Source organism: Xanthomonas sp. WHRI 8393 (genome assembly GCF_040203315.1).
GTDB classification, from domain to species: Bacteria; Pseudomonadota; Gammaproteobacteria; order Xanthomonadales; family Xanthomonadaceae; genus Xanthomonas; species Xanthomonas arboricola.
In genome coordinates this window covers 1127565-1141713 of record NZ_JBEGGL010000001.1, presented here as the reverse complement: position 1 = coordinate 1141713, position 14149 = coordinate 1127565, and the positions used below count along the sequence as shown (strand labels likewise).

The 14149-nt window shown below is 67.9% G+C and carries 14 protein-coding genes; 6 read left to right on the top strand and 8 right to left on the bottom strand.

Features of this window, described 5'->3' with window-relative positions; all coding sequences use genetic code 11:
- Positions 1-50: 50 nt before the first annotated feature.
- Together ABQ137_RS04825 and ABQ137_RS04820 are read left to right on the top strand one after the other, a co-directional pair.
- Positions 51-1520, top strand: coding sequence for an aldehyde dehydrogenase (locus ABQ137_RS04825; RefSeq protein ID WP_349781376.1), 1470 nt, complete (start codon positions 51-53; stop codon positions 1518-1520).
- 203 nt (positions 1521-1723) lie between these two features.
- The gene (locus ABQ137_RS04820; RefSeq protein ID WP_184432023.1) at positions 1724-3202 is read left to right on the top strand and encodes an AMP-binding protein; all 1479 of its coding nucleotides are present in this window, start codon (positions 1724-1726) and stop codon (positions 3200-3202) included.
- Positions 3203-3397: 195 nt separating this feature from the next.
- On the opposite strand, the gene ABQ137_RS04815 is transcribed toward ABQ137_RS04820, so the two are convergent.
- The 3 genes from ABQ137_RS04815 to ABQ137_RS04805 form a co-directional block, all read right to left on the bottom strand.
- Positions 3398-4399, bottom strand: coding sequence for a LysR substrate-binding domain-containing protein (locus ABQ137_RS04815; protein ID WP_016900751.1), 1002 nt, complete (start codon positions 4397-4399; stop codon positions 3398-3400).
- A 66-nt stretch (positions 4400-4465) separates the two neighbouring features.
- Positions 4466-4825 (bottom strand): protocatechuate 3,4-dioxygenase subunit alpha, encoded by a 360-nt coding sequence (locus ABQ137_RS04810; protein ID WP_016900752.1) that lies wholly within the window; start codon positions 4823-4825, stop codon positions 4466-4468.
- 10 nt (positions 4826-4835) lie between these two features.
- Positions 4836-5741 carry a gallate dioxygenase gene (locus ABQ137_RS04805; protein WP_039514224.1) on the bottom strand — a complete coding sequence of 302 codons (906 nt, stop codon included), beginning with the start codon at positions 5739-5741 and terminating at the stop codon, positions 4836-4838.
- A 235-nt stretch (positions 5742-5976) separates the two neighbouring features.
- On the opposite strand from ABQ137_RS04805, the gene ABQ137_RS04800 reads away from it, so the two are divergent.
- The gene (locus ABQ137_RS04800) at positions 5977-6651 is read left to right on the top strand and encodes a GntR family transcriptional regulator (protein ID WP_024938271.1); all 675 of its coding nucleotides are present in this window, start codon (positions 5977-5979) and stop codon (positions 6649-6651) included.
- A gap of 206 nt (positions 6652-6857) precedes the next feature.
- Here ABQ137_RS04800 and ABQ137_RS04795 read toward each other — a convergent pair whose 3' ends face one another.
- From ABQ137_RS04795 to ubiH, 5 genes are all read right to left on the bottom strand, one after another.
- Positions 6858-7892, bottom strand: coding sequence for a SphA family protein (locus ABQ137_RS04795; protein WP_349781373.1), 1035 nt, complete (start codon positions 7890-7892; stop codon positions 6858-6860).
- Positions 7893-8017: 125 nt separating this feature from the next.
- A complete protein-coding gene (locus ABQ137_RS04790; protein WP_024938273.1) occupies positions 8018-8449 on the bottom strand; it encodes a nuclear transport factor 2 family protein in 432 nt (143 codons plus the stop codon).
- 86 nt (positions 8450-8535) lie between these two features.
- Positions 8536-9258, bottom strand: a complete 723-nt coding sequence (locus ABQ137_RS04785) for an alpha/beta fold hydrolase (protein WP_054591364.1) — start codon at positions 9256-9258, stop codon at positions 8536-8538.
- Positions 9259-9372: 114 nt separating this feature from the next.
- Entirely contained in the window at positions 9373-10554 is a 1182-nt protein-coding gene (locus ABQ137_RS04780) for a UbiH/UbiF family hydroxylase (RefSeq protein ID WP_349781371.1), read from the bottom strand.
- The gene (gene ubiH / locus ABQ137_RS04775) at positions 10551-11759 is read right to left on the bottom strand and encodes a 2-octaprenyl-6-methoxyphenyl hydroxylase (protein ID WP_102581908.1); all 1209 of its coding nucleotides are present in this window, start codon (positions 11757-11759) and stop codon (positions 10551-10553) included. The genes ABQ137_RS04780 and ubiH overlap by 4 nt, the downstream gene beginning before the upstream one ends.
- 269 nt (positions 11760-12028) lie before the next feature.
- Between ubiH and ABQ137_RS04770 the strand changes: the two genes are divergently transcribed.
- The 3 genes from ABQ137_RS04770 to ABQ137_RS04760 are packed head-to-tail and all read left to right on the top strand — an operon-like array spanning position 12029 to position 14112.
- Complete coding sequence (locus tag ABQ137_RS04770) at positions 12029-12607, top strand: hypothetical protein (RefSeq protein ID WP_167708476.1); 579 nt, start codon at positions 12029-12031, stop codon at positions 12605-12607.
- A gap of 1 nt (position 12608) precedes the next feature.
- Positions 12609-13166, top strand: coding sequence for a cob(I)yrinic acid a,c-diamide adenosyltransferase (locus tag ABQ137_RS04765; protein ID WP_024938278.1), 558 nt, complete (start codon positions 12609-12611; stop codon positions 13164-13166).
- Between the two features lie 37 nt (positions 13167-13203).
- Positions 13204-14112, top strand: coding sequence for a histone deacetylase family protein (locus tag ABQ137_RS04760; protein WP_046345757.1), 909 nt, complete (start codon positions 13204-13206; stop codon positions 14110-14112).
- Positions 14113-14149 lie beyond the last annotated feature (37 nt).

Sequence of the window (14149 nt, the reverse complement as noted above, 5' to 3'; positions counted from 1 at the left end):
CCACATGCATCGCTGGCGCTGCCAGTGGTTTTCTGCACCGAGGAGGGAGTATGGAAGCCTTGTCCGCAACCCTGCGCGGAATCGCCGCGCGTGGGCCGTTGGGCCTGTTCATCGACGGCCAATGGCGCGCAAGCAGCGGCGATCGCGACGTCGATGTGATTGCCCCGCACACCGAACAACGCCTGCTGCGCTACACCGAGCCCTCGCCGGCGGACACCGAGGCGGCCATCGCCGCCGCGCGTGCCGCGTTCGACAGCGGCCCCTGGCCGCAGCTATCGCCGCAAGAGCGTGGCGTCGTGCTCAAGCGCGTGGCCGCACAGCTGCGTGCGCGCCTGCCGGAGCTGGCCGAAGCCTGGACCGGACAGGTCGGCGCCACCATCGGCTTCAGTCACCGCGCCTCGCAGCAGGCACCCGGCCTGTTCGACTATTACGGCGACCTGATCGCAACCCACCCATTCGTGGAGCCGCGTGCACGTGCCAACGGCGGCCGCGTGCATATCGTGCAGGAGCCGGTGGGCGTGGTCGCCACGATCACTCCCTGGAACGCACCGCTGGTGTTGCTCTGCTACAAGGTCGCTGCGGCCCTGGCGGCCGGTTGCACGGTGGTGGCTAAACCCTCGCCGGAAACGCCGATCGACGCCTACATCCTGGCCGAATGCATCAGCGCCGCCGGCGTACCCGATGGCGTGTTCAATCTGCTGCCGGGCGGTCGCGAGGTCGGCGAACAGCTGATCCGCCATCCGCAGGTGGACAAGGTGAGTTTCACCGGCTCCACCCAGGCGGGGCGGCTGATCGGGGTGGCCTGCGCCGAGCGCCTGGCGCGGGTCGGGCTGGAGCTGGGCGGCAAGTCGGCCGCGATCGTGCTGGACGATGCAGACATCGCCAAGCTGCTGCCCAGCCTGGTGCCCTACTCGATGCCGATCACCGGCCAGGTGTGCTTCGCGCTCACCCGCGTGCTGGTGCCGGCGCAGCGACGCGACCAGATCCTACAGGCGTACTGCGCGGCCGTTGGCGCGCTCAAGCTGGGCGACCCGTTCGCAGCAGAGACCGGCATGGGCCCGCTGGCGCTTGGCCGCCAGCTCGAGCGCGTGCAGTCCTACATCGCACAAGGCAGCGCCGAGGGCGCACGCCTGGTCATGGGCGGCGGCCGGCCAAAGCATCTGCCGCGCGGCTTCTTCATCGAGCCGACGGTGTTTGCCGAGGTGACGCCGGACATGACCATCGCCCGCGAAGAGATCTTCGGCCCGGTGGTGAGCTTCATCGACTACCACGACGAGGCCGACCTGATCGCCAAGGTCAATGCCAGCGACTTCGGCTTGCACGGCACGGTCTACAGCGAGGATCCCGATCGCGCCTACCGCATCGCCCGCCGCGTGCGTAGCGGCAGTCATTCGATCAATGGCATGTGGGTGGACTTCGACATGCCGTTCGGCGGGGTCAAGCATTCCGGGATCGGCCGCGAAGGCGGCATCGAAGGGCTGCACGCCTTCCTAGAAACCAAAACCATCTACCTCAATTAGGCCCTTCAGCCCACCGACCGCGCAATCACCAGAGCGCGGTCGCAACGCGATGCGACAGGCACTGCCTGTCCATCGGTTCCTGCGGTGTGTCCGCACTTTCTGGTGAACGTTCGCCAGGTGTCCTGGCGCAGGCGTCAACCTTCAGCCGCAGCCGTCGCACTCACGCCAGTCACTCCCCCAATCTGCATTCGGAAGACAGCGCCATGACCATGCCGACCGACTCGATCTCCTTCCACGCCCGCCTTACCCCACACCGGCTTGCCGCCCGCGACCTGCTGCAGGACCGGCAATGGACGTACGCAGAACTGGATGTCTTGATCGGCCGTCTGGCCGCCTTGCTGCAGGCGCGCGGCTGCATCGATGGCGAACGGCTCGCCGTGCTGGCGCGCAATTCGGTCTGGCAGGTGGCGCTGCATTTCGCCTGCGGACGCGTCGGCGCGATTTATGTGCCGCTGAACTGGCGGCTGAGCACGGCCGAACTGGATGCATTGCTGCAGCGCGCCGAGCCACGCCTGCTGTTGGGCGACGACGTTGCGGCAGGGCGCGCCGATGTCGCCTCGCTGGCCGACTTCGTCGATGCGGCGAACACGCTCGAACCGGCGGACACCGGGTCGATTCCACCCGAGCGCATCAGCCTGATCCTGTTTACCTCGGGCACCTCCGGCCAGCCCAAAGGCGTGATGCTGAGCGAGCAGAACCTGCAGCAGGTGGCGCACAACTTCGGCGTCACCACGCGCGTGGATGCCGGCAGCAGTTTCCTGTGCGAAGCGCCGATGTTCCACATCATCGGCCTGGCTACCAACGTGCGCCCGGTGTTGGCGGTGGGCGGCTCGATCCAGGTCTCCAACGGCTTCGAGCCCAGGCGCACGCTGGCCTGGCTGAGCGACCAGTCGCTGGGCATCACCCATTACGTCGGCGTGCCGCAGATGATGCAGGCCTTCCGCAGCCAGCCCGGTTTCGACGCGGCGTCGCTGCGGCATCTCACCGCGCTGGTCAGCGGCGGCGCGCCGCATGCCAGCGATGACCTGCTCGGCTGGCTGGACGACGGTGTGCCGATGGTCAGCGGCTTCGGCATGAGCGAGGCCGGCACGGTGTTCGGCATGTCGGTGGACTGCGCGGTGATCCGCGACAAGCTGGGCGCGGTCGGCATTTCGACCCCTGCGGTGCAGACGCGCGTGGTCGATGGCGATGGCAACGACTGCCCGGTCGGCGTGCCCGGCGAGCTGTTGTTGCGCGGCGCCAACCTCAGCCCCGGCTACTGGCGCGACCCGCAGGCAAGCGCCGCTGCGCTCGACGAGCACGGCTGGTTCCGCACCGGCGACATCGTGCGGCGCGATGCCGACGGGTTCTTCTGGGTCGTCGATCGCAAGAAGGACATGTTCATTTCCGGCGGCGAGAACGTGTACCCGGCCGAGATCGAAGCGCTGCTTGCCGATCACCCGCAGGTGCGCGAATGCGCAGTGGTGGGGATCGCCGACCCGCAGTGGGGAGAGGTGGGCTACCTGGCGATCGTGCCGGCCGACGAGACGCCGGATCTGGAGCAGATCCGCGCCTATCTGATCGAACGGCTGGCCAAATACAAGGTGCCCAAACACCTGCGCGTGGTCGAGGCGCTGCCGCGCACCGCGACCGGCAAGCTGCAGAAGGCGCGCCTGAAAGATGCGCTGGCTACCGAAGCGTGATGCGCCCGGATGTGGATTGCGCCGCGAGCGGCCGGCAGTGACGCGCAGGCTGCTGCCCCGCCACACCAGCGACACGGCAGCGGCCGATGTCAGACAGCACAACGGGCAGCCTGAGCTGCCCATTGCGTGCATGCCGCACTCCAGCGCCATCGCCACACGGCAGCGGCTTGCGCCGCGCATGCCGCGCTCAATCGATCAGGCGGACTCGCCCAGCAACAGGTTGTCCTCGCTGATCTGGTCGTCCACCCACACCGCTCCCTGCTCGGCCATGACCGCCAACTGGTGTTCCAGTTCGCGCATCAACAGGCGCACGCCGGGCTTGTGGATGGCACTGCCATCGCGATAGATCACCCCGCCTGCGCGCGCCTGCGACGGCTGCTGCAGCTGGAAGGCGCGCAGCTCGCCGCGTGCGATATCCCCGGCCACCATCATGCTCGGCATCACCGCGATGCTGTCGGTGCCGAGCAGGATCTCGCGGGTGAAGCTGGCCGAACTGGAACGCAGCTGATCGCGCGTGGCCAGCCCGTGCTCGCGCATCACCTGCGCCACGTCGCGTTCGACGTGCTGACTCAGCGTCGGCAACACCTGGCGATACGCAGCGGCTTCGGCGATGCGCACCTGGCCATTGGCAAACAGGGGGTGATCGCTGCGCGCCACCAGCGCGATCGGATCCTGGTACAGCACCTTGCGGATCAACGCGTCGTAGCGGGCCAGCGGATACAGCCGGCCCACCACCAGGTCGATCTCGTTACCGGCCAGCTTGGGCAGCAGTTCGTCGGTGCGTCCGTGCAGCAGGCGTACCCGCAGCGTGGGTTCGGCGCGATACAAGGCGGCCAGCACGGCCGGCAACAGGCCGCTGGCAGCGACCGGCAACGCGCCCACGGTGATGGTGAGCGCGTCGTCCTGCAGCAGCCCCTCGAAGGTGTCCTGCGCGCGGCGCAACTGGCCGAGCACGACATGCGCGGTCTGTACCAGCACCTCGCCCATGGCATTGGGGCGCACGCCGCGCGAATGGCGCTCGAACAGCGGCGCGCCGACGATCTCTTCGATCTCCTGCAGGGCACGCGTCAATGCGGGCTGGGTGACGTTCAACACGCGTGAGGCGCGGAGCAGGCTTTTCTGCCGGTCCAGCGCCTCGATGACACGTAGATGCCGGACCTTGATGCGGTGTTCGAAGAACACGGAGGACATGGTCATGGGGGTAGACCTTACGTTGGGAAGTCGGGGAATGCGGCGGGACGGCACCAGGCCGCCGCCTGCAGCTCAGCGTGCATCGGGTACACGCCGGGTCTGCATGAAATCTTCGAAGGATTCGCCACGCATGATGGCGTAGACCTGCAGATTGGTCATGCGCACCACGCGGGCAAATTTTTCGATGACGAAGAAATTGGCGCCGTACTGCACCAGCCCGAGCCAGTCGCGTGCACGGATCAGCGCCTTTTCATGCTCGGTGAGGCCGGCTTCCTGCATCAGGGTTTCGGAATCTTCAAGAAAGCGATCGCGCCATGGGGCGCGGATCATATGCCAGAAGAATCGGTTGATGCGCAACGCGCGGTTGCTGGTGCGCAGATCGAACAGGTAAGTGCCGCCGATCTGCTCCATGCCCTGTACTTGCGGATTCATCGGCCGGCCCTCATGCAGCATTCGCGGTAGGTGTGGCCTGCGCGAGCAACTGCGCCGAAGACGGCGCGTCAGCGGCTTCGACGCCCGGCTCGTACAGCACCACCGTCATCGCGGTGGTGGTCATCAGGTAGTAGTTCTGATGCAGCTTGCGGATCGGCCCGCCCAGCGCGCCACGCATCGCCAGCCACATGATCTGCTCCACGCTTTCGGCGCCGCCCAGGCGCACGTAATCGGTGTGGGTGAGATCGGTCAGCGTTTCCGGCGCATGCTGGAAGCGGTCCAGAAATTCCATGTCCCAGTCGGTGTTGTTGAAACCGGTGCGCTCGCCGTGGATCTGATGCGACAGCCCGCCGGTGCCCACCACCACCACCCTGAGATCCTCCGGATAGGATTCGATCGCCCGCCGCACCGCTTGGCCCAGGCGGTAGCAGCGGCGCGCGGTCGGCAGCGGGTACTGCAGCACGTTGATCGCGATCGGCACCACCGTGCCCGGCCAGTCCGGCACGTGCGGCCACAGCAACGGCAGCGGCGCCGCGCAGCCGTGGTCGATCGGCTTGTCTTGAAAGACAGTCAGATCGAACTCGTCGTTGACCAGACATTCGGCGATATGCGCCTGCAATTGCACATCGCCCCGGATCGGCGGCAGGTTGCGCAGCCCTGCGCCTTCGTCGGCCACCGGGAAGCGCTCACCGATGCCCAGGGCGAAGGTCGGATACAGGTCGAAGAAGAACGTCGTGCAATGGTCGTTGTAGAAGAACACCAGCACGTCTGCCTGCTGTTCGGCCAACCAGGCAGCCACCGGCGTGTAGCCGTCGAACAACGGCTTCCACAACGGATCCTGCTGTTTGCCCTTGTCGTAGGCCACCCCGATGGTGGGAACGTGCGAGGTTCCGATGCCGCCGATGATGCTTGCCATGCTGCACTCCTGCGATGCACGCCGGCCACTTTCCCTGGCCGGGTGCGCACCATTGATTGAGTCGAAATCCGTCCCGCCATGGGATCCCAACAACGCCGACCAGCCACTCCGGACCGCCAAAACGGTATCCTTGGGATCCAAAGTGCCACCAAGCGCTCTCATCTGCAAGGTTTTTATACCGGTTTTGCGAGTTTTCCCCGTCGAAGGAACGTGCGCTGCGGTACGGCGCGAGAGAATGGAGCCAATGGCGAACAACCACCGATTGCAAGCGGTCCAGCAGCTACGCGAACTGATCCTGTGCGGCACCTTCGCCCCCGGTGAGCGCATCACCGAAGCCGCGCTGGCCGAACGACTGGCCATCTCGCGCACCCCCATCCGTCAGGCCCTGCCGGCGCTGTGCCAGGAAGGCCTGCTGGTGCAGGCCGGCAACCGCGGCTATGCGGTGCGACGTTTCAGCCAGCAGGAAAGCCTGGACGCCCTGGCGGTGCGCGCCCTGATGGAAGGCATGGCCGCACGCGCCGTCGCCGAACAGGGCGCCTCGGCTGCGTTGCTGGCCACGCTGCATGCCTGTCTGGGCGAAGGCGACCGGATCCTGGCCTCGCGCAGCCTGGATGCCGACGACGAGCAGGCCTATGGCGCGATGAATGCCCGCTTCCACCGTGCCATCGTGGTGGCCGCCAACAAGCCGATCCTGACCGAGACCGTGGACCGGTGCACCGTGGTGCCCTTCGTCAGCCCGGTCAATGTGGTGTTCGGCCAACGCTCGCCCACCCTGGCCTACGACGATCTGTACTACGGACATCGGCAGCACGGCGCCATCGTCTCGGCCATCGAACAACGCGATGGCGCGCGTGCCGAGCTGTTGTTCCGCGAGCATGCCAATACCCAGCGCCACAGCATGGGCATCTGACGCGCGCACGGGTTTGGCGCGGACAGCGTGCACTGGCGAGGCCTGGTCTGGCGCAGCAGCCTGCATAGCTCACAACTCGAACGTAGGATTACCCGGGCTTGCGCTGCATGCAGCGTTGCCTGCAGCAGCGTGCTGCATCCGTCTGCGCCGCAGCATGCACGCAGACGCGCCGGCGTGCATGCTGCGGATATGTGCGTGCTTCCACGTCAAAGGGAATGCACGAACATCAGGTTGACGCTGGTGCCGGCCACCGAGTTCTTCACCTCTACCGGCAGATAGACATTGAAATTCAGCAGGTTGTTGGCATCCAGCCGCCAGGACAGCCCCGGCCCGAGATAGAACTGCATGCGTTTGCTGTCCGGCACACGCTGCCCGTTGGTGCGGTTGTCCTTCAGCTGCTGCAGGTAATACCCGTTGATGCCCAGGCGCAGTTGCTCGCTGACCTTGACCGAGCTGGCCAGGTTGGCCCACAGCACATCGCCGGCCTGACCATTGCGAAAACGGAATCCCGGCATCGGCGGTACGCCGCCGGCGCGATCGGTGCGGAAATTGTAGAGATAGTTCAGCCGCATGCTGATCTCCCAGTTGTCGCTGGGCTGCACGGTGAACGCCCAATGCGGCGCCACCGACCAGAATCCGGTGCTCTGGTTGATCGCGACATCGCGATCGAACTTGCCCACCGGAGCGAACGCATCGATTGCGAAGCGCTGGAAGAACAGGACTCGTCCGTTGCGCATCACCGGGTCGATCTGCAGCGCCGGGCCGAAGGAAATGTCGCCCATCCCGAATCCGTTGCCGCGCAACTGCACGGGGCTGTCTGCGGCGAAGGACATGTCGTAATTGACCAGCGGCACGATCGCATTGAGGCTCAGCGACGCGCGCTTCCACCGATAGGGCGTGACGTAGATCAGCTGGGTCAGCAGGACGCTGACACCGACCTTGGGATCGCGGAAGGCAGCCGAATCGTCGCCGCGCGCGTCCTTGATCGCGTCGAAGTCGTAGTGGCGTAGATACTCGATCACCGTCCAGCCCGGCGTCGAGGAGCCGAAGCCATCGAGAAAACTCGTCCCGCCCAGGTTGATGCCCTGCGGCGGTGCAGCGGTTTCCGGCACCGCTTGTGCGGATGCCGCAACGGGCACGCCGGCGCCCAGCAGTGTCAGCAAGGTCAGGACACGGCGCCGGTACGACGGCAACCGTGGCGGTGCAACGGCACAACGGGCAGATGAGCTCACGCGTTCCACTAGGCGATTCTCCAATGGGATGGATGGATGACTGCGGCGCGACGTGGGGGAGGAAAGCGGTGCTGCGGTACGCGGCGGCGGCGAACGCGCCGTCTGTGCGTCGTTGAATGGGTTAGAGGCAGCGATCAGTCAGCGCCGATGCGCATCAGCAAGGCTCCAAGCCGCTGCTTGAACAACCAGCGCCCCTGCTCCAGTACCAGCACGTCGTCGAAACTGCCGAGCAACGCAGGCGATTGAGCCGTCCAGGGCGGCGCCGTCGAGGTGTCTGCAGCGGTGTAGAGCAGGACCTTGCTGTGCGCATGCGCCAGGGTCGGCGACTGGATGCTGACCAGGGTGTTGAGCATCAGGTGACAGGTCGTCCGCGGCGGGCGGGCGCGGAACGATTGCAGAATCGCCTCGCGCCCGTGCACCGGCAGCTCCGGCGCACTGGGGCGGGCGAACACGCCGTCGGCAGTGAACAATGCGGCGAGCCCGTCGTGATCGTGACGATCGTTGAGCAGTGCGAATTGGCGAATCGCCTGCTCGCAGGCAATGATGATCGATGCATCGTCGGGCATGCAGCCTCCTCGGGGTGTTGCTGAAAAAACCGACACGCCTGGTCAGCGACGGCAGCGCACGCGCCGCCGGCCGGACCGGGCCGCCATCACGCGTCCTGCAGCCAGTCGCGCATTGCTGCACTGACGGCCGCGGGCGCTTCCAGCGGCGCCATATGCCCGCTGTTTTCGAAGACCACCAGCCGTGCGTGCGGGATCTGCCGCGCCATCTGCTGGTGCTGGGCCAAGGGGCTCCAGACGTCCTGCCGACCCACGCCCAGCAAGGTCGGGCAGCGGATCTGCGCCAGCACCGGCGCGGCATCGGGGCGCTCCAGCAAGGCTTCGATCTGGCCGGCGTAGGTCTGCACGCTATGCCGCTGCACCATGGCCATCAGTGGGTTCATCAGCCCGGCATCGGCGTGCCGGTCCGGATGCAGCATCGGCGGCAGCCATTGCCGTGCCAGCGCCTGCATGCCTTGCGTCTGCGCAAGCCGCACCAGCGCCGCGCGCTGCTCACGCTCGCCGTCGCGGCGTGGCGCAATACCGGTGTCCAGCAAGGCCAGGCGCTGCACGCGTTGCGGCGCCTGGCGCACGATTTCCAGCGCTACCCGCCCGCCCATCGAATGGCCCGCCACCGCGAACTGCGGCGGAGCGACGGCCAATACGTGTGCTGCCATCTGCACGATGCTGTCGAAGCCGGCGAAGTCCAGCACCTGCACCTCGGCCAGATCGCTCAGCGCCGCGCGTTGCGGCTGCCAGATGCTGGCGTCGCAGAGCAGGCCGCAGAGCAGCAGCAGGCCGGGCTTGGACGAACGGGTGGTGGAAGATGACATGGCTCGACTGTAGCCACGCCGGCTGCGCCCGTCGTATGGAACATGCTGCCCGCGCTATAAGCGTATCGACATACCAACACATGACCGACGCCATGCGCGTCGGCCGTCAGGCGATCACGCGCTGCCGGAGGCGCGCTTCCACAGCACATCGACCAGCGGCGGCAACGTGCCGGCCAGCCCGAGCACCGACCCGCGCAACAGGGTCAGGTGCATGTCGTCGTTGGAGAACACCGTGTTGATCGCATCGAAGCCATAGGCGGCCACGGTGTTCTCGCTACGCCGGGTGCGCGCCCAGCGCTGCAGCCGATGCGGGGCGGCCCAGTCCGCACGCCTTGCCAGCGCATTGCGCACCTCATCGCGCAACGCAGCGACATCGCGCAGGCCCAGATTGACGCCCTGCCCGGCCAGCGGATGCACCACATGCGCGGCGTCGCCCAAGGTCAGCACGCGGCCGCTGACGTATTGCTCCACGAGTTGCCGTTGCAGCGGAAACGCCGTGCGCGCGGAGACCACACGCACCTGCCCCAGCCGCGCCGCGAAGGCCTGGGTCAGCTCGCGCGAGAAGTCAGCATCGTCCAGCGCCAGCACGCGCGCGGCCTCGGCATCCGGCAAGGTCCATACGATCGAACTGCGGCTATCGGCGAACGGCAGGAATGCCAGCGGGCCGGTGGTCAGGAAACGCTGCCAGGCAGTGGCCTGATGCGGCTGTTCGGTCTCCACGAAGGCGACCACGCCGCGCTGCGCGTAGGCATGCCGCGACACCGGCAGACCGGCGAGCTCGCGCAAGGTCGATGCGGCGCCATCGGCAGCGATGGCCAGCGCCGCTTCCAGGCGGCTGCCATCGTCCAGGCGCAGGCGCACGCTGTGTGCATCCTGCTCCAGCTCGACCACGCGTGCCGGGCAATGCACCTCGATGCCGGCCGCATGCACGGCGGCCCACAGGCGATCGACCAGCACCGCGTGTTCGATGATCCAGCCGAGTTGTTCGCGGCCCAGGGTGTCGGCATCGAAGCTCAGCTCGCCACCACCGGCCGCATCCCAGACCCGCATGCGCCGGTACGGCTGCACGCGGGCAGCGCGCACCAAGGCCCAGACGCCCAGGCTGTCGAGCAATGCGGCATTGTCGGCGGCAAAGGCATAGACGCGCAGATCGGGCTGATCGGCCCGCCAACGCGCGGGCTCGCGGCCTTCGACCAGGGCCACGCTCAGGCCGGCATCGGCCAGCGCCAGCGCGCAGGCGGCACCGACCACGCCACCGCCAACGATCAAGGCATCACGATTACCACGACGGCTCATGCGACGCCCCTGCACAACTGCGGCACATCGCCCCGGAAACCCATCGCCCCGCCGACCAGCATCGACTGCAGCGGCGCCGCCTGCGAAGTGGCGAGCAGGCCGAGGCTGCGCAACGGCCGCAGCAACGGCGCCGGATTGCCGGTAAGCCGCGCCAGCCCGCTGGAGAACCCGATGGTCTGCTCGCGGTCCACGCGTCGGCGTGCCAGGTAACCGGCCAGCAACGCGCCGGCCCCGGCATCGCTGCGATCGTGCTCGATCAATTCGGCCAGCGTCAGTGCATCGCGCAAGCCGAGGTTGAAGCCTTGCGCGCCGATCGGATGCAGCGTCTGCGCGGCGTTGCCGAGCAGCACCACGCGCTCGGCGACCAACTCGTTGGCCAGCACCTGCACCAGCGGGTACGCGCTGCGCTCGCCGCTGGCGACAAAGCGCCCGGCGCGCCATCCAGCCGCCCGCTGCAACCTGGCCAGCCATCCGGTCTCGTCGAGCGCGGCCACCGCCTCGGCCTCGGCGCGCGCCACGCAGTGGATCGCGCCGTAGTGGCGATCGCCGCGCGGCAACAGCGCAGTCGGCCCGTGCTCGCCGAAGCGCTCCCAGGCGGTGCCATCCGGTGGGCGGGAGGCACGCACCCGCGCCACGAACAAGGTCTGCAGGAAGTCGTGCGCATCGCTGCCGATATGCAGCAGCTCGCGCACTGCGCTATGGGTGCCGTCGGCGCCCACCACCAGCCGGGCCTGCACGCGCTGCTCGCCATCGGCGGTGGCAATCCGCAGCGCGCGCAGACCGTCCTGCACCGGCTCGACCCCGATGCAGCGTGCCGGGCGATAGCGACGCAACCGGGTCAGCTCGTCCAGGCGTGCCGCCAATGCCTCGCCGAAATCGCGCGCCACCACCACCTGGCCGAAGCTGTCGCGGCCGTAATCGGCCGCATCCAGCTGCACACGGCCGAAGTCGCCGGCCCGGCTGACGTGGATGCGCCGGATCGGCCCGGGGGCGCTGCGCAGCTTGGCCATCACCCCCAGCACGCTCAGCGCATTGACGGTGGCGGCGGCAAAACTCAGGTTGCGCTGGTCGAACACCGCTGGCGGCGTGCCGGCCGGGGTGGCTTCCACCAGCCCGACATCCAGGCCGATGCGGTCCAGCGCAATCGCCAGGCTGGAGCCGACCAGGCCGCCGCCGACGATCAGAACGTCATGTGGATGTGTCATTGCCACATGATAAGCCTTCGCCCATGACCCGTTGCCGCGAGCGGGTGGGACAGCTTGCCGCGCCCTAGCTGGTCTGACGCGGCCGGCTGCTCGCGCAGGGAGCGCTGCCGGCCCTGGCCGGTGCAGGACGCATCCGGGCACCCACCGATTTGCGTCCGCCGTGTCCAGCAACGGGGGCGGCGAGGTGCGCCACCGCAAGGCCGCCAATGGCGCGGGCGTGCCGGGTTCCACGCTACACTCGCCAGCCTGTGATCCGGCCACCTCCGCGCATGACTCCTCGCTCGCACGACACCCTGGTTTTGAGTCTGCTTGCCGTCCTGATGGCGGCCACGCGGATCAATCACTTCGCGCCGATCCCCGACGCGTCCTGGGCGGTGTTCTTCATCGGCGGCTTCCATCTGGCCGCGCGCACCAGGCTGGCGTTCCCGCTGCTGATGCTGCTGGCAGTGGCGGTGGATTGGCTGGTGATCACCAGCCAGGACCTGAGCTTCTGGCAGCACTACTGCGTCTCGCCGGCGTACTGGTGCCTGATCCCGGCGTATTTCGCGCTGTGGGCCGGCGGCATGTGGCTGCGTCGGCAGTACCACGGCGCGCAGTGGACCGCGCTGGCCCGGCTGGCGCCGGCGCTGTTGCTCTCGGTGGCGCTGTGCCAGTTGATCGCCCAGGGCAGCTTCTACTGGATCAGTGCCAGCGTGGCCGAGCCGACCGTGACCGGCTGGTTCAAGAACTACACCGACTGGCTGGGGCCGTATCTGCGCAGCGCCGCGCTGTATGTTGCCGCAGCCGCGGCGATCCAGGTGGCCGCCGAGCGCCTGACCAGCGCGCCCGGCCAGACCCAGGCCGGCTGAGATGGGCAACCGGCTGTCACGGATCTACACGCGCACCGGCGACGACGGCAGCACCGGGCTGGGCGACGGCAGCCGTACCGGCAAGGATGCGCTGCGGGTCAACGCCTACGGCACCGTGGACGAGGCCAATTCGGCCATCGGCGTGCTGCTGGCTGCCCCCGGCGTGCCGGAACCGATCGCCGGGCTGCTGACCACCATCCAGCACCAGTTGTTCGATCTGGGCGGCGAGCTGTGCATCCCCGGCCATGCCGCCATCGATAGCGCCGATATCGATGCACTGGAGCGCCAGCTGGACCTTTTCAACGACACGCTGCCCCCGCTGAAGGAGTTCATCCTGCCGGCCGGGGGCGAGGCCGCTGCGCGCTGCCACCTGGCCCGCACCATCGTGCGCCGGGCCGAGCGCGAGACCGTTGCGCTGTCGCGCCAGGAGACCGTGCGCAGCGAGGCGATCGGTTACCTGAACCGGCTGTCCGACCTGCTGTTCGTGCTGGCGCGCGTGCTGGCGCGCGCCGATGGCCAGCAGGAAGTGCTGTGGCGGCACGACCGCCGGCGCGGCTGACCTGCACATGGCACGGCGGACAGGCTAGATTTGCCCCATGTTGGTCTTTACCCATCCAGCCTGCCTCGGGCACGACGCCGGCCCCGAGCATCCCGAAAGCCCCGCCCGCCTGGAAGCGGTGGTGGAGGCACTGCGCGACGCGTTCCCGGACCTGGACTGGCGCGAGGCGCCGCTGGCCAAGCTCGGCGACCTGTGCCGGGTGCATGAGCGCGAACAAGTCGACGCGGTGCTGGAAACCGCCTTCGAAGGCCACCACCGGCTCGACGTGGACACCGTGATGTCGCCCGGCTCGCGCGCGGCGGCGTTGCGCGCGGCCGGGGCCGGCATCGCCGCGGTGGACGCGGTGATGCAGGACGCCACCCGCACCGCCTTCTGCGCCGTGCGCCCACCCGGGCACCATGCCACCGCGCAGGTGTCGATGGGCTTTTGCCTGTTCAACAACATTGCCGTGGCCGCCGCGCACGCGCGCGACCGGCATGGGCTGGAACGGATCAGCATCGTGGATTTCGACGTCCACCACGGCAACGGCACGCAGGCGATCTTCGAACGCGACCCGAGCGTGCAGTATCTCAGCACCCACCAGTCCGGGCTCTATCCGCACTCGGGCAGCGTTTACGAGCGCGGCATCGGCAACATCCACAACCTGCTGCTGCAACCAGGCAGCGACGGGCTGCGCTTCCGCAACGTGTGGGAAGACGAGATGCTGCCGCTGGTGGATGCCTTCCGCCCGCAGCTGATCCTGATCTCGGCCGGCTTCGATGCGCATCTGCGCGATCCGCTGGCCGATCTGATGCTCGATGCCGACGACTTCGCCTGGCTGACCGGCGCGCTGCGCACCCTGGCCGAGCGGCATGCCCGTGGCCGGGTGGTGTCCATGCTGGAAGGCGGCTACGACCTGCAGGCCTTGCGCGAAAGCAGCGTGGCGCACGTGGCCGCGCTGCGTTGAACCCTACCGGCGCCTTGCTCGCGCCCCCCATCGCGAT